Source organism: Hominiventricola filiformis (genome assembly GCF_020686965.1).
GTDB classification, from domain to species: Bacteria; Bacillota; Clostridia; order Lachnospirales; family Lachnospiraceae; genus Hominiventricola; species Hominiventricola filiformis.
On record NZ_JAJEPS010000017.1, the window covers coordinates 1 to 15,659 of the forward strand.

Consider the following 15,659-nt stretch of genomic DNA (forward strand, 5'->3'; position numbering starts at 1 on the left):
CCCCCCCCCCCCCCCCCCCCCAATCCTCGGGCCACGTTGACCCGAAGTTTCGGCTTACTTTTCCTGTTCGTTTTTCTTCTCCGGCTTTTCGTGTTCCTTCTGCTGGCCCTTCCAGTCGTCCAGCAGCTTGATAATCTGGTCCTTCATTTCCCTCGGCGTAGTTTCCTTGCCGAAATACTTGCTCAGTTCCGCACCTGTCAAAATCACTTTGTCTACCTCCTTTTTGTCCTCCATCATAATGCCGTCGATCACGTCCCCGTTGAGTAGCTTCTTTTCGTCCAACTCACGCATACGCTTTGCCTGCGCCTGTGAAGGCGAGGACTGCTGGCTGTCAATGGCGACGGCGATATAGTTCTGGTTCTTCTTGCCGATATAGGAAAGCTCCACCGCCGTAGTAAAACCCAGCTTTTTTTCATCCATCAGCTTCATCAGGTCTGGAACCAGCTCATTGAGACGGATATACCGCTGCACCTGCTTGACGGCCATCTTGTTCCGCTCGGCCACGATCTCGTTGGAGCGTTTACCTGCGTCCTTCGGGTCAATCTGGCCCGAAGTGCGGGAGCCCTGGTGCTTGATGGCTTCAAGCTGCATTTTTAAGGCTTTGGCCCGCTCACTGGGGAGGATTTCTTCACGCTGGTTCAGATTGTCCTCCACCATCTGTGTGATGGCTTCATCATCTGTCAGGTTTCGGACGATACAGGGCATATCCGCATATCCGGCAAGCTCACTGGCTTTCTGGCGGCGGTGGCCGGACACGATCTCATAGCCGCCATCCTCACGGGGACGGACGATAGCGGGCTGGGTCACGCCCTTGTCCTTGACGCTGGACACCATAGCCCGCATTTCTTCATCATCCCGGACTTCAAAGGGATGGTTCTTGAAGGCGTGGAGTTCGTTCAGCTTGATATAGACGATCTGCTCCTTGCCCCGGCGTGGAGCATCCTTTGGCTTTTCGGGTCCTTTCGGAGCGGGAGCGGCCTGTATCGTTGGAGCCTTTTTTTTCTCCGGTTCCTTTTTGACCGCCTTTTCCGGTTTCTGTGCGGGAGCTTTGGACTTCGGGGCTGCGTCCTTGTCCTTATTTGCTTTCGGGGGACGGCCCCGGCGCTTCGGCTGTTCCGGCTCTTTGGGTTTTTCCTCTGCTTTTTTCGGAGCCTCCGGCTGCTTTTCCGGTTTCTCCGCTTTTGCCGGGTCAGGCTTTTCCACGCCGGGAGCTGCCGCCCGTTCCTCGACTTTCTTTTCCTTCATAATTTCAGCGAAGTTATAGACAGAAACCTGTGGGTTCTTTACCTCTGGTTCCGTCTTTTTTTCCGGCTTCGGGGAAACGGAAACCTTCCCCGGCTCTTTTGGGGGAGCGGGAGGCGTTTCCTTGCCCGGCCCGCTATCCGTTACCGGCTGTTCCGGCGTTTTTGTGGTTTTATCATCTGCCATAAGCATTTACCTCCTGTTTTTTGGCATGAAAAAAGGGGCTCAACTTTTCAGTCAAGCCCCCGTGGGAAGTTCCTCCTTTCTCCGCCATGATACAAAAATACCGCCCGTAGTCTCGTTTGGGCGGTACTTTGTGTAAGATTGGCAGTCCATTATTAAGTTTTTTATTATGTTCCCTTTGTACACCGTTGCAAGCGTTAGTGTTGTTCCAAAATACCCTTCTGTTGTCATACCTGTGAGAGCAGTTTGTGTCGATACGCTGACAAGATATTTTCTTATTTCATGAAGATAGTTTAATTCCAAAGTTGCCACATGAGAATTGACAATGTTTTTATCCAATTTCACCCTTCTTGTATGCCATGCAAACGCACTACCTGCGCCATTTTTCCCCACGCAAACTGTTCTTGCAATCCCCTCCGGTACAAGTGATGACTCGCCATAGATAATGTCATTCTCTTCTAATATGAACTTATCATCATTGACCGGTCCTAATCGATAAATTTCTCCATCGAAAATGTCTCTGTCATATATATTTCCAACGCCGATTACGTTAGTACCTTCACCATAATCTTCTTTACTAATATAGATTCCAGCATTATGGTCAATAACCATCTCTCCCAACTTACGCTGTTCCCAAACGAATGCAACTTTTTCATATCCATATAAAATTTTTCGCTGGTGAAGAGTGATGAGGTGGTCAAGAGTGGAGAAATATGATGAAATTCTCGCCCGTTCCTCTCTGGATGTTGGTATTGTAATCTGGATATCAGCCATTACATTATTCATCAACTTAGGATTACCAACATAGGAAACATATCTCTTTGCAACGTTGTTTAACACTTCTGCTACAGCCTTACTTGCCTCAACTTTGTCGGACAGCAAAACCCCGCAAACATTGGTACAATAGAACTTTCCATCCCTGAAATTGACTGTACCAGCATTGGCACCGTCTGTTGTCCAAGTGATTGCATCCTCGTACAAATAATCGCTATAGTACCCCATCAATCCATTATCTTTCGTCTGTGATGAGTAAACTGGATATGGCATCTCATCGCTTAATTCTTCTGACGTATCCGTTGCTGGAAGTACATATCCTCTAGTAACCATGAACATTTCAGAAACCTTACGCTGTTCCCAATCTTCTGTGTATCCCTTGAATCTAATTTTCGGTTTTCCCATGTTCATTAGCCCTCCATCTTTCTGATCAGATTGCTTAATGATGCTTCAATTTTTTCATCTGTTGAAGTAAGTTCTTTCAGAAGAGTAATAAATTCTGCCTGTGTTTTTTCTATCTCATCATCGGTAGTGGATATACTTGTCAGTAACTCATCTAGGTCAATCTCTTCTTCCTCCTCAAAGTTGTCTACATACCGAGGAATATTTAAGTTAAAGTCATTTTTCTCAATATCTTCAAAGCTGGCAAGATATGATTCTTTCTCAACGGTTTTTCTGTTTTTATAGAGCTCCATAACCGCATCAATGTGCTCATCGGTCATTGCATTCTGTTTTTTACCCTTTTCAAATTTCTGGGACGCATCAATAAATAAGACATCCCGTCCATCCCTATGTTTTTTCAGAACAACAATACAGGTCGGAATTGAGGTATTATAAAACAGGTTTGCCGGTAATCCAATTACTGCATAGATATTTCCTGCCCGCAGAAGTTTTTCTCTGATTTTTCCTTCTGCTGCGCCACGGAAAAGCACGCCATGCGGCAATACAATCGCCATGGTTCCTTTGCTCTTAAGGTGATACAAGCCATGGAGCAAAAATGCGTAATCTGCTTTTGATTTCGGGGCAAGCACTCCATACTCACTGAATCTTTCATCCTGCAGGAAACCGGCTGCTGCGCTCCACTTTGCAGAATATGGAGGATTCATAAGTACCATATTGAAATCAGTCTCTTCGCCAGTGGGCCAGTCTCCATCAAGCGTATCACCATTCCGAAGAACCTGATTCTCAGGAACAATTCCATGCAGGAACATGTTCATACGTGCAAGGTTAAAGGTAGAAGTATTAAGCTCCTGACCATAATATTTAATATAATCCGGCTCTGCTGCATATTTCTTTGCATTCAGCAAAAGTGATCCAGATCCCATACACGGATCATACACAGACAGCCCTTTTCTATTCTCCTGACCTGCAATCGCAATTCTGGTTAAAATCTTTGAAACTGCCTGCGGTGTATAGAATTCTCCTGCTTTCTTACCGGTCTCAGATGCGAACTGACCGATCAAATATTCATATGCATTCCCAAGAATTTCTGCATCTGAATTGAGCAGATCAGCCTTATCAATCTCTTTAATCAAATTAGAAATTGTATCGCTCTGCTTCTGATCCCCCGCACCCAGACGGCTGGAATACAAATCAATATCTGTGAACAGATCGACAAATAACGGATCGCTCTGCTCAATGTTATTGAACGCTTTCTGCAACTGCTCACGATTAAAAGAATTATTCCGAGCAGCATCAGCAAAGCAGGTGTAAGTCAGATCCGGTTCAATGACATAATGACACTCTGACTTTATCTGCTCTTTTAATTCTTCTGCACTCTCATCTTCCAGTGCTTCTTTATATGCATCTAAAGCTGCCTTCAAACTATCTGGTTTCTCATCATAAATCAGATCATAAACCTTAATCAAAAACGAGTCTGACAAATATTTGTAAAATACGATTCCGAGTAAATAATCTTTATACTCGTTTGCATCCATCTTAGACCGGAGAATATCCGCCCCGCTCCATAATACGCTGATTAAATCCTTGCTGTTTTCTAAATCTGCCATTTGTGTTCCTCCCTTTCAAATACATATCCCTATGAATTTCCATGTGTTTTATGTTTCCACTGTAATCTTCCCATAAATGATGTCCTATAAATCGGACTTTCTATGATTCAATGCAGTATGGACGGATCTTGTCCTCATTACAGATGGTGATATCACTTGCAAGACTGGTTTTCATGCTGGTTTCCTGCTCAATCTCCTGTCCGATGACCTTTACCGCCGACAGGTAGATGGAAAGAAGCGGGAAATCATATTCCTTTATGCTTTCATAAATCTCTTCATCGTCAGTCACAAAGCTTACCTTGCTTCCGGACACAAACTTTGGATTGCTCAACAGGATATTTTGGATCTCTTCTTTTGTGATATCCTTTTTTGTCACCGGAACAAAAAACCATTTCTTTACATCTTCCCGTTCCACCATGATTTCAAATGGTTCCTGATCCTGATAACCGCTTGATTCAATCCGCCAGCCAAAATCACTGTTCACGATCCCCAGTATCACCGGATGGAACAAATCTTTTCTGGCTGCCCGTACCGGTCTGTCTTCTTTATATTTTTTTGCATCATATCCGGCTGCAGTAAGCAGCTCCTCATAAGAAACTGCCCTTGTTGCTACCGCAATCTTCTTAATGGTGCCGATTGTGGGCGGATCCTCCATTTTCCCATTCGCATACTTATTAAGATATGCATAGGAAAGCGCACAGTCCTTGCTGAACTCTCTCTGCGTCCGCTCACCCCTCGCTTTTATCAGCATTTCCTTAAATGCTTCCTTATCAAAAGGAAAATCTGTAAATTCTGTTCTACGCATCTATTTACCCTCAAAAACTACAATAATCACGCCTTTATTTTACCATAGAGCACAGTTTTTTTCTATGAAATTATGTTTTATGTAGAAATGGTTTCATGTCCGTTTATGCTCTATTTATGTTTTATATGTTTATAAAACATATTTTTCGCTTGACATATTGTGTTTTATGTGTTTTATTATTATATAGAACATAGTTAATTGTGTTTTACGATATGTTTAATATGTTTTATATGTTTTTTACACACACAATGTATTTTCTGTTACGGATTATGTGTTTTCTGTCCTACATACTACTTGAAAGGGGGAATTTTCCGATGCGCTACATATCCGGGCATGTAAAAAAGGGACGGAAGACTTACTACTACGTAAAAGATACCCAGACAGGTTCCTTTGAAAAGTCCTGCACCAAATATCTGAAACATAAAATACTGCAGAACCGTTCCTTAAATACGGTAAACCGGATTGCATACACCCTTCCCTACTACATGAATTTTTTATCAGAACGGGAACTCACAATGATGGATGTTGCTAACATGAAATTTACAGACCAGTCAGAGCATTTCTACGACTTTTTGATGTATGTAAAAAACGGCATCCACACCGGCACTTACCGGGAAGTGAAAAACAACACGGCAAACTCCTATCTGCAGGCAGTATTTGGTCTCTACAATTTCCTTCACAGGTGCGGAGAGCTCCCCTATTTAAACGTCCTTGATGACCGGAACTTTTCCTACGTTTCACCGGTGGGTACAAATGTCTCCTCTACCTATACCGCCTATGACGGATATCTCCGCTCCAATGAGCACCAGTCAAGAGTAGCAACTAAAGAAGACATTGAACTGATCCTATCTGCCTGCCAAAACAACCGTGACCGGCTTTTAATCTCACTCATGGAAGAGACCGGTTTACGGATTGGAGAAGCCCTTGGCATCAAATACACGGAAGACATTGATTTTGACCACAAAAGAATCTTTGTCCGGTACCGCACGGACAACCAAAACCATGCCTATGCCAAAAATGCAGAGGAACGGTACATGCGGATCTCTGACAAAACCTTTCTGTTATTGAATGTGTATTTATCCGAGAATGCAGCCCTCTTTGAGAAGACGGATTATCTTTTCATTGTTCTTGTCGGAAAAACCAAAGGCCGTCCATTATCCGCAAACACGTTTTACTCTTCCCTGCAGACGATAGGGAAACATGCAGGGATCCATGTGACAAATCACATGCTCCGGCACTATTTTGCAGAGGAACGTAGAAAAGCGAACTGGGAAATTCTAACGATTTCAAAGTCGCTTGGACATAAGAACCTTGCAACAACGGAAAATTATCTCCACACCACAACGCAGGAGGTCGAGGATGCACAGGATTTATACCTTAAATCAGAAAGCACCAAAATAAATGTATCTGACTTCCTCTAAGCTTCCACTCTATCCTTTTTCGTCACCTTGTAAAGCCACTTGCAAGAACATTTCACTTCTTGACAAGGCTCTAAAAAAGGATCCGGGACAGCTAGGAGGAAGAAAGGTTACTTTTCTTACCAGATAAGATGGGAGGGCAGTATGGCTCAGTTAAAAATTCTGAATTTACACAACAATTTATACGAAGAAATGAGTGGTTCTCCCTCTGTTCTTGGAAAGAAACGGGACTACATTTACAGCTTTCTTACGGAACGGGGAATCGTTTCCCTCTCCGATGTATCCACCGACACACTGACGGCATTTATAAAGAGCGTCCGCCGGGATTTTTATTTCGATCAAAAGAAGATTTTCTCCTACAAAGGTGATCTCGAAACGGTATATTTTAATTTCATGAAGTTGGAGGGACATCCGCTGACACAGATCCCGTTACCGGAAAATACGAATCCACCCAAGCTCAAAAAGGCACTCATCTTTTTGATGGCATCTGGGATTATGGATCTCTCCGAAATTTCTGCCATGATCCGGAAAGATTACGAAGCATACTTATTGGAATCCGTTCCGGCAAAGGCTAACGAATACTTAAAAACACTGGATATCCTGAAGCTTTTCGATCTCCGAAAGCAGCCCTTCATAGATGGAATCTCCTATGAAAACCAGCTTCTCTATCTTGGGTACTACAAGGATCCCCAGATTGCACAGCGGTTTTACTATACGCAGACAAAGAAATTTCTCTATTTTGATTTTTCCCTTCCTGCACCGCTCACCTTAAAAAAGCAGATTTTCCTAATTCTAAAAGAGGATCTGTCCCACGCAGGGGAACGGACAATGCATTACATGATGCAGCACTATATTACGCCACTCCACTACCTATATGATTTTTGTGTACAGGAGAAAATCACCGATCTAAAGCAGGTACGAAAGGAACAGATACAGTCCTTTGAGCAATACCTTACCGATCACATGGACAGCATTTACAAAGGTGCTTCCACTGCAATGTACCGGGCAAGGAAGTTTTTATTTCTGGCTGACAAAAAACCCGACTTCACAGCCTCTGCATGGTTCATAGAGCATTTTGATTTAAGCCGCCGGGCAAACCCTACCAGAAATGTGGAAGCCTTCTATTTCGACGATATGAGCGCAGAAAACGGTATCTACTTTAAGCACTACATGCGATACCTGCTTGTGTTGTCCCCAAAATATTCCCTGCAGGGACTTCTGGAAAAATACTACAGTGCCAAGGAATTTATACGATTTCTGGAAAACCGGAATGGATCTCTTTCAGAAATCTCCTATCCGGACATCGAAAGCTATATCAATTGGAAGGATGCATCTAATTGCAGTCCCGTCACTTATAACAATGCGTTGACAAGGTTATCATTTTTCTTAACCTGTCTCCACACACGGGAACACTTACTTGTCCCATCCTTTCCATTTGAGCATTTTTACAAGAAAGCCTACTACTTACACCATGACCGGTCTGTTCCAGAAAGCATCATAGACAGGATTTTTACCGTGCTCCCGGATTTTCCAGAGACCATTGGACTTATATTTTTAACCCTATATTCCACCGGGCTTAGGATCAACGAAGTCTGTTCCCTACGAAAAGATGCACTCTTCATCCGTAATGGCACACACTGGTTATCGGTCTACCAATACAAGCTGAAAACGGACAAGGAAATCCCAATCCCGTCAGAGCTCTTCCGGCTCTTAAACCGGCACATAGAAGAACAGCAAAACCCTGCAGAATTTATCTTTACTGCCATCCAGCGCAAGGACCGACCCTATCAGGCATCTACTTTTGTAAAGCAGTTTAAGGCAACCCTTCTTCTATACGACCAGACACAGGATATTGTATTCCGCACCCACGATTTCAGGCACACGGTGGCAACGGATCTTTACTTCTCCGGTGCAGGCTTACAGACCACAAGAGCGTTTCTTGGACACTCCAGGGACGATATGACCAAGCAATACATTGACCACCTGCCAGGGCACATAGACAAGCTGCAGGAGCAATATTTCGAGGAGAATGACTCATGAGACTATATTTCAGGGATTTACCTTCTTATCAAAATTTGACAGAAGCGCAAAAGCTCCATCCCTTATATTCCCCGAACCTGTCCTTCAATCTGGACAGGCTCCCGGCAGCTCTGCGCAATGATTTTGCAGCCTTTATTTTTGACAGGGCAGAAGCCCTTTCCTACCTCTCCCTGCGCACAGAAGCCGAGCAGTTCCATTCTCTGGCAGACTTTATAACAGATTCCTGTCCCCTGCTTACAAAGCTCACAGAGCTTCCTCTGGAAGATCTGGAACACCGTCTAAAGCTCTGGATCCTCAAAACCGGCAAACGGCTCTCTTACACAAGAACCCGCGCTGATGCAGGACGAACCTACGTAGAAGACAATCCCGTCATCCGGTATCTGGCAAAGGCTTACCGCTATTTTCTTCCGCCTGTAAACACCGTCTTTTCCAAAGAAGATGACATTTGGGATCTGACTAAGATCCCCATAAGGCTCAGGGCTTCCCCTGCCAATGCCGTATCGAGCATCAATTTTACAAAAATTGAACAGCCGGATATCCGGAATGAAATCAAAGAATGTTGCCTATACAGGTTAAAACGAATGGCACTAAACACCGTTATGATGGAACTCTCTGCAGTGAATTTCCTATCAAAATTTCTGTCAGAGTATTTTCCAGAAATCACATCTTTGAAAAGCATGAAACGGGAACTGCTGGAAGAATATCTTTCCTACCTTTATCTGGAAAGCAAACGCAAAAAGGAATACCGATCTGAACTTTATCATCTGAAAACGGTATTTAACACCATTGGACGGCTCTTTTCCTACGACAATCTCCGTGGCATCTTCCTGAAAAGTGACTTTGAAAAGAGAAAGCACACGATTTACAAATGCTATTCCGATGCTGAACTTAATCGACTGCATTCCGGATACCGCTATTTGGACAAGCAGACCGCAAGGCTTCTCATCATCCACGAACTATTAGGACTTCGGATCTCCGATACTCTGACCATTCGGAAAAGTGATCTGATCCTTGGAGAGCATCCCCGGCTTTTCATTTCCCAGCAGAAAACCGGAAAGCCCTTTGAAAAGAAGCTAAACCCGGAAATACTTTCCCTGCTGTCTGCATCCATACATGAGACCTTTTCAAAGTACGGGGACTGCGAATATATCTTTGTATCCGACAAGGATCCATCAAAGCCTATGCAATATTCCGCACTCGCCTATCGGATGCGCACCATGATTGCAACTCTTAACCTTCGGGATGACCACGGGAAACTTTTTACGGTTGGGACTCATCTCTTCCGTCACACCTACGGAAAAAAGCTCTGTGACCTGCTAAACGATGATGCAACCATAGCCGCATTACTAGGACACGCTTCCCTTTCAAGCGTCAGCCACTACCGGCAGATGAGCCCACAGACGCTTGCAGACAAAACCAAACCTGTCATTGACAGGCGAAACGATAAAATCAACCAATTCAAGAAAGGATGGATGGCATGACAAACTACGACAATATGCTTCGTGCAAACCAGAATCTCTGTGAGGAAAAGAAAATCCTTGCCATCGACATGATCCACCGCATGTTAAAACGGAATGAACATGTTTCAGTCACGGATCTTACCAAGGCAACCGGACTTTCCCGCTCTTTCTTCTACAAAAACGAACAGGTAAGAACCGAGCTTTACAAAGCAATAGAGGCCCAGCAGGGCAAAGTCCTGCATTCCAGAAGGGACACCACCCTGAATACCGCATTAAAGGCAACGGTACAAGTCCAAAAAAATGAAATCGAACGACTAAAACTAGAGAACCAACGCCTCACCTTTGCACTTCAACGTCTGGAAACAGAAAAACAGAACAACACTGATTTTGAATTTATCAGCAAACTTTAATTTCAAGGAGGATTTTTATTATGGCAGCTTATGTAATCGGAGTAGATGTAGGATATGGAAACACCAAGACAGCACACACCTGCTTTTCATCAGGAGTAAAGAAACTTCCCGGCAAACCACCCCTTGCCACCCGGGTAATTGAAACCACAGACGGATTCTATGCCATTGGGAATGGAAAAGTCTCCGTTCAGAAGTCCAAAACAGAGGATGAATCCATGCGGGTTCTCACCATGGCAGCTATTGCAGAGGAACTGAAAAAGAATGGCGTTACGGTTGCAGATGTTTACCTTGGAGTCGGTGTACCCCTTACCCGGATGGGGGCTGAAAAGAAAAGTTTTATGGACTATTATCTCAAAAACCGCAGGCTCATCTACAAATATGAAGATGTCCAGTATTCTGTGACTCTTCTCTCCGTAGATGTCTTCCCACAGGGCTATGCCGGAGTGGTATCTTTTATGAAAGACTTCCACAAATCTGCCCTTGTCATTGATATCGGGTCCTGGACCGTTGATATCTTACCGATCAATGAATTTGTACCGGATCAGACAAGATGCAAGTCCCTTCCCCTTGGAACCATCACCTGCATGAATGAGATCAATGAAGCCCTCCGCCAGAATCTCGGTCAGGAAGCAGATGAAACCACCATTAAAGAAGTGATGATCTACGGCACCAGCGACATCCCTTCTGAATACCTGAACATCATAAAAACCGGGCTCTCCATCTATGCTGCAAACCTTATGGATCAGATCCGTGCCTTAAATTTCAACTCTGATCTTACACAGTTTATCTTTATCGGAGGCGGTGCTACCATCATCAATCACTTCCTTCCAGAGGAAGATAAGAAAAATGCCCTGATCCTTGATGATGTGTCCATCAATGCCAAAGGCTATGAGGGACTGATCCGGCACAAAATGGGAGGCAAGTCATGAATGTAAAACGGAAAACCGTTCGATTTCAGGACAGTCTTTCCGATCTCGCCGTATATGATGCCATTTCTGATTATAAGAAATACGGCTACCGCTCCGAAAGCCATATGGTCATTGAAGCGGTACGCCGCCTCATAAAAGATGGATCCTCAGAACTCGATCCAGATACACTGGCAGATAAGATTGCAGAACGGCTTGCAGGAAAACTTACGGTATCCCCCTCTGCAGAACCAATACCTACAAATGAAGAAGCCCCTTCAACGGATGCCGCATTTGACGCAGCCCTTGATTTTTTAAGCAGCTTCTAAAATAGCATGAGCCAGGAGAACAAGTCTCTTGGCTCATGTACAATCAAAGCTATTTATTCCTCTTTCAGACGCTTTGCATATTCTTCTTTTGATTCATCCTTGTATAAATACTTTTCAAGGGTACTCTCCCTGATTTTTCCCGCATTCACATCTGCAAGTGTCTCTTTTGCTGCATCCTCTCCAAACATATCGAAAAGCTTGCAGAAATTTACTGCATCCAACTTATTCTTTCCCATCTCTTTGTCCTCCTGTTTACAGCTACAAACGCAAATAACCCTCGCCGCTATTTGAGTCTATCATATCATTTTTCTATGTATGTAAGCAACCATCTTCCACACTATCCGAAAATTTTCTTATTTTCCCGAAGTGCCTTTTTCGTTGCCAGCAAGACATCTTTTAGCACTGCCCTCTCATAAGCATTTAAGTCATCAAAGACAAGATCAATCTCATAGTTTTGGGGATTATTGCTCTCCATCGGATTCCCGGTTATGGATTCTATACTCACATCCAGTGCTTCTGCAATTTTCCCTACCGTCTTTAAACTTGCCATTTTCTTTTTAGTTTCAATCTGGCTGATATACTGGGCTGACAGATCACACTTTTCTGCCAGATATTCCTGCGACCACTTCTTGGCTTTTCTCCTCTCTCTGATATTCTTTGCAATGAGCTCTTTGTTAATTGACATAAAGCTACCTCCTTAAAAAATTTTCCTTCAAGGATATAGCCTATAGTTGATTGCATCGTCTATAGTTTATTCTTTTCTTATTCTATACACGATACCATAATGCATAGACTATTATAAAGAGGATCTCTATGTATAATCGTGAAGAAATTGGAAAAAGAATAAAATCTGCCCGCATGGAACGGAATTTAAGTCAGATTAAGTTTGCAGAGCTTATCAATGTCTCTACTCCGTATTTAAGTGACATTGAAAATGGGAAGACAAATCTTTCCCTTGAAATTTTCACGCGGATTGTCGAAACACTGCAGGTATCTGCTGATTCACTTATCATGGCGGATACTCCACAGAGTCTGGAATACTCTTCTGCAGAACTAAGCCGTCTTTTATCGGACTGCTCTGTAAATGAATCTGAAGCTATCTTAAAAATGGCTGGTACTCTGAAAGAGATTCTGCGCTCAAAAATATAAGACTCTATATTTTTTTCTGTCAAATTGGGACTGATGGTTGAATCCTTAACCGTCAGTCCATTTTCATTTTCTATCCCCATTTCTATAATTTTCCCATAACTTAAGGAGTCTTGGGAAACATGAACAAATCCGAAGAAAAACTTACATCACGGGAATTAAAAAAAGCAAAAATCCGAGAAAGATACAAAGGCATCAATCAGGATGAAATAGAAGTTATCCCTGCTCTGCCGCAAATCCGACTGGACGATCCGAACAGAACTCAGAGGGTTGCCGTTTATGCCAGAGTATCTACGGATGATCCAAACCAGACCTCTTCCTATGAATTACAGCGAAACCACTATCAGGATCTCGTAAATTCACATATAAACTGGATCCTTGTTGATATCTATGCAGATGAAGGCATTTCCGGTACTTCCCTAAAACACAGAGATTCTTTTATCCGTATGATAAATGACTGCCGGGCAGGGAAAATTGACTTAATCATCACCAAAAGTGTTGCCCGTTTTGCCAGAAACGTAGTGGACTGTATCAAACATGTCAGGGAACTTGCAGCTCTCAATCCCCCTGTAGCTGTCTTCTTTGAAACGGAAAATATTTATACCCTGAATCCCAACTCAGAGATGAGCCTTTCCTTTATCTCAACACTTGCCCAGGAAGAGTCTCACACCAAGAGTGAAATCATGAACGCATCTATTGAAATGCGATTCAAACGCGGAATCTTCCTTACTCCACCACTTCTTGGCTATGACAAGGATGAAGACGGAAACCTCGTTATCAATGAAGAAGAAGCAAAAACAGTGCGCCTTATCTTTTTTATGTATCTGTATGGTTTTTCTGCAAAACAGATTGCAGAGGAAATGACATTACTTAAAAGAGTGACAAAAAAAGGAAATACCACATGGAGTTCCAGTACCATCTTATCAGTACTGCAAAACGAACGACACTGCGGCGATATCATTGCCAGAAAAACTTATACCCCAAACTTCCTCGATCATAAATCGAAACGGAACAACCATGACAGAAACCAGTACCACAAAAAAGATCACCATGATCCCATCATATCAAGGGAAGATTTTATTGCTGTCCAAAGACTGATAAATAATGCGAAATATGGAACCAAAGATTTACTGCCAAAATTGAATGTAATCTCTGACGGATCCTTGAAAGGCTATGTATTGGTGAATACCAGATGGGCTGCATTTACCAAAGAAGATTATATGCTTGCCTGTAAAAGTCAGACAGATCAGGATGCAGATACTACACTCCCTGTCAGAGTAAATTCCGGTGATTTTGATTTACGCGGATTTGAAGTTGCCAGAAGCCAATTCTTTACTACACTTGGGAAAGTGTTTCTCACATTTTCACTTCATCAAATCAGTTTCAGCCGCGAATGTGTAAGAAAATTTGATTCAAATTATGTTGAATTTCTGATCCAGCCCTACGAACACATCCTTGCGATCCGCCCCTGCAGTAAGGATTCTAAAAACGGAGTACAGTGGTCCCGAAAATCAAATGGAAAAATCATTCCCAGAGCTATTTCTGGAAGTGCCTACCTTCCAACACTATTTGAGCTATTTGGATGGAATCCCGAACTCAAATACAAACTCACCGGCACGAAAAGAGATTCTTATCTGTTTTTTACCTTAAGCGATACCGAAGTCTTTATTCCCCCATCGCAACTGGAAGAATGTAATTCCGAAAAAGGACTTATCGCCTATCCGAAAGACTGGGTACAGAATTTCGGAGAAGAATATTATAAAGTCAAAACCGGAACAGATACGAATTTCGATATTCCTTCTACAGAAGTTACCTATAAAACGGATGAAGCCATGGAAAAATGTACAAGTCCGGAAGAATTAAAAGAAAAAATTAACGTTATAAAGGAGACCCTGTATGAATGTAACACCACAGAACAATGAAGATATCATCGAGGACAATGATTTTTCTTACGATGGATTTCAAGTCGTAAGAGGTGAATTTTTTGCTCACATCTATGAGCCATCCTTTACCCTAAATAATTACAAATGCGGGGTAAATACTGCCTGTATCAAAAGGCTTCCGGACTATGATTACGTACAGATCCTTGTAAATCCATCAACAAAAAAAGTAGCTGTACGCCCCTGTAAGGAAGAAGAAAAGGATTCTTTGCGTTGGTGCTCTGCTTCTGGGAAACGTACACCCAAACAGATCACTTGCCGGATTTTCTATGCAAAAATTATGTCTCTCATGAACTGGGATGCAAACTACCGCTACAAGCTCCTTGGAAAACTGATCCGTTCTAATGATGAACTACTTTATGTTTTTGACCTGAACAGTGCTGAAACTTTCAAAAGAAGCATCACCGAAAATGGTAAGGTAAAAACACAAAAAACACCCACCTATCCTGACGATTGGAAAAATCAATTTGGTCTTCCTGTCGTGGAACACCGAAAATCCATGCAGGTAAATACTTTTGACAATTATGCTGTCTTTTCCTTGAACCCAGAGCAGGAAAAAACAAGCAGATCCACAGAAAGCAGAGGAGATATCTATGAATAGTTCATCTTTGAAGACACCTTTGACTGATCTTCCGTTAGTGATTGATACCAAAAAACGCAGACTCCGCATCTATAAACAGACACTTGCCCTACTTGACAATCCAGAGTACATACAGCTTTTAGTAAATCCAGAAAAAAAGATGATCCTTCTTTGCCCAGCCACTTCTCGTCAGGCTTCCTGCGAACGGATCAAATGGAAACAGCTAAACGAAAACCAGTGTTGTGAAATTTACAGCACTTCTTTCGTGGAAAAGCTTATGCTTCTTTCCAACGTCTGGGACAAAAATATGTCTTACAAACTCACCGGTACACTTCTTCCAAAGCAAAAATTTATCCTGTATCACATGGAAGATGCTGTATCTTTAACAGACACTACACATATAAAGGAGTCCCTGTAA

16 protein-coding genes are annotated in these 15,659 nt (G+C 42.9%); 10 read left to right on the forward strand and 6 right to left on the reverse strand.

Annotation, left to right across the window (positions count from 1 at the left end; genetic code table 11):
* Nucleotides 1–54 precede the first annotated feature (54 nt).
* The 4 genes from LKD36_RS13740 to LKD36_RS13755 form a co-directional block, all read right to left on the reverse strand.
* A complete protein-coding gene (locus LKD36_RS13740; RefSeq protein ID WP_331465240.1) occupies nt 55–1,428 on the reverse strand; it encodes a ParB/RepB/Spo0J family partition protein in 1,374 nt (457 codons plus the stop codon).
* A gap of 51 nt (nt 1,429–1,479) precedes the next feature.
* Nucleotides 1,480–2,604: a restriction endonuclease subunit S gene (locus LKD36_RS13745; RefSeq protein ID WP_308459931.1), complete on the reverse strand. Its 1,125-nt coding sequence runs from the start codon at nt 2,602–2,604 to the stop codon at nt 1,480–1,482.
* 5 nt (nt 2,605–2,609) lie between these two features.
* On the reverse strand, nt 2,610–4,208 hold the full coding sequence (locus tag LKD36_RS13750; RefSeq protein WP_308459932.1) for a type I restriction-modification system subunit M: 1,599 nt from the start codon (nt 4,206–4,208) through the stop codon (nt 2,610–2,612).
* 100 nt (nt 4,209–4,308) lie between these two features.
* Nucleotides 4,309–5,013, reverse strand: a complete 705-nt coding sequence (locus LKD36_RS13755; protein WP_308459933.1) for a helix-turn-helix domain-containing protein — start codon at nt 5,011–5,013, stop codon at nt 4,309–4,311.
* Between the two features lie 314 nt (nt 5,014–5,327).
* On the opposite strand from LKD36_RS13755, the gene LKD36_RS13760 reads away from it, so the two are divergent.
* The 6 genes from LKD36_RS13760 (at nt 5,328) to LKD36_RS13785 (ending at nt 11,575) form a co-directional block, all read left to right on the forward strand.
* Nucleotides 5,328–6,434 (forward strand): tyrosine-type recombinase/integrase, encoded by a 1,107-nt coding sequence (locus LKD36_RS13760; protein WP_308459934.1) that lies wholly within the window; start codon nt 5,328–5,330, stop codon nt 6,432–6,434.
* Between the two features lie 141 nt (nt 6,435–6,575).
* Nucleotides 6,576–8,471: a tyrosine-type recombinase/integrase gene (locus LKD36_RS13765; protein ID WP_308459935.1), complete on the forward strand. Its 1,896-nt coding sequence runs from the start codon at nt 6,576–6,578 to the stop codon at nt 8,469–8,471.
* The gene (locus LKD36_RS13770) at nt 8,468–9,952 is read left to right on the forward strand and encodes a tyrosine-type recombinase/integrase (protein ID WP_308459936.1); all 1,485 of its coding nucleotides are present in this window, start codon (nt 8,468–8,470) and stop codon (nt 9,950–9,952) included. Before LKD36_RS13765 ends, LKD36_RS13770 begins: the two co-directional genes overlap by 4 nt.
* The gene (locus LKD36_RS13775) at nt 9,949–10,341 is read left to right on the forward strand and encodes a DUF6262 family protein (protein WP_308459937.1); all 393 of its coding nucleotides are present in this window, start codon (nt 9,949–9,951) and stop codon (nt 10,339–10,341) included. Before LKD36_RS13770 ends, LKD36_RS13775 begins: the two co-directional genes overlap by 4 nt.
* A 20-nt stretch (nt 10,342–10,361) precedes the next feature.
* Nucleotides 10,362–11,270: a ParM/StbA family protein gene (locus LKD36_RS13780; RefSeq protein WP_308459938.1), complete on the forward strand. Its 909-nt coding sequence runs from the start codon at nt 10,362–10,364 to the stop codon at nt 11,268–11,270.
* On the forward strand, nt 11,267–11,575 hold the full coding sequence (locus LKD36_RS13785; protein ID WP_308459939.1) for a hypothetical protein: 309 nt from the start codon (nt 11,267–11,269) through the stop codon (nt 11,573–11,575). The genes LKD36_RS13780 and LKD36_RS13785 overlap by 4 nt, the downstream gene beginning before the upstream one ends.
* A 53-nt stretch (nt 11,576–11,628) precedes the next feature.
* Here LKD36_RS13785 and LKD36_RS13790 read toward each other — a convergent pair whose 3' ends face one another.
* Both LKD36_RS13790 and LKD36_RS13795 read right to left on the reverse strand, forming a co-directional pair.
* Nucleotides 11,629–11,811: a hypothetical protein gene (locus tag LKD36_RS13790; protein ID WP_308459940.1), complete on the reverse strand. Its 183-nt coding sequence runs from the start codon at nt 11,809–11,811 to the stop codon at nt 11,629–11,631.
* A gap of 101 nt (nt 11,812–11,912) precedes the next feature.
* On the reverse strand, nt 11,913–12,260 hold the full coding sequence (locus LKD36_RS13795) for a helix-turn-helix domain-containing protein (RefSeq protein WP_308459941.1): 348 nt from the start codon (nt 12,258–12,260) through the stop codon (nt 11,913–11,915).
* Between the two features lie 128 nt (nt 12,261–12,388).
* Here LKD36_RS13795 and LKD36_RS13800 point away from each other — a divergent pair, with 128 nt between their 5' ends.
* The 4 genes from LKD36_RS13800 to LKD36_RS13815 all read left to right on the forward strand — a co-directional run bounded on the left by LKD36_RS13800 (nt 12,389) and on the right by LKD36_RS13815 (nt 15,659).
* Nucleotides 12,389–12,724, forward strand: coding sequence for a helix-turn-helix domain-containing protein (locus tag LKD36_RS13800; RefSeq protein WP_118771220.1), 336 nt, complete (start codon nt 12,389–12,391; stop codon nt 12,722–12,724).
* 119 nt (nt 12,725–12,843) lie between these two features.
* The gene (locus LKD36_RS13805) at nt 12,844–14,643 is read left to right on the forward strand and encodes a recombinase family protein (protein WP_308459942.1); all 1,800 of its coding nucleotides are present in this window, start codon (nt 12,844–12,846) and stop codon (nt 14,641–14,643) included.
* Complete coding sequence (locus LKD36_RS13810) at nt 14,618–15,262, forward strand: integrase (protein ID WP_118771218.1); 645 nt, start codon at nt 14,618–14,620, stop codon at nt 15,260–15,262. The genes LKD36_RS13805 and LKD36_RS13810 overlap by 26 nt, the downstream gene beginning before the upstream one ends.
* Nucleotides 15,255–15,659: a hypothetical protein gene (locus tag LKD36_RS13815; protein ID WP_118771217.1), complete on the forward strand. Its 405-nt coding sequence runs from the start codon at nt 15,255–15,257 to the stop codon at nt 15,657–15,659. Before LKD36_RS13810 ends, LKD36_RS13815 begins: the two co-directional genes overlap by 8 nt.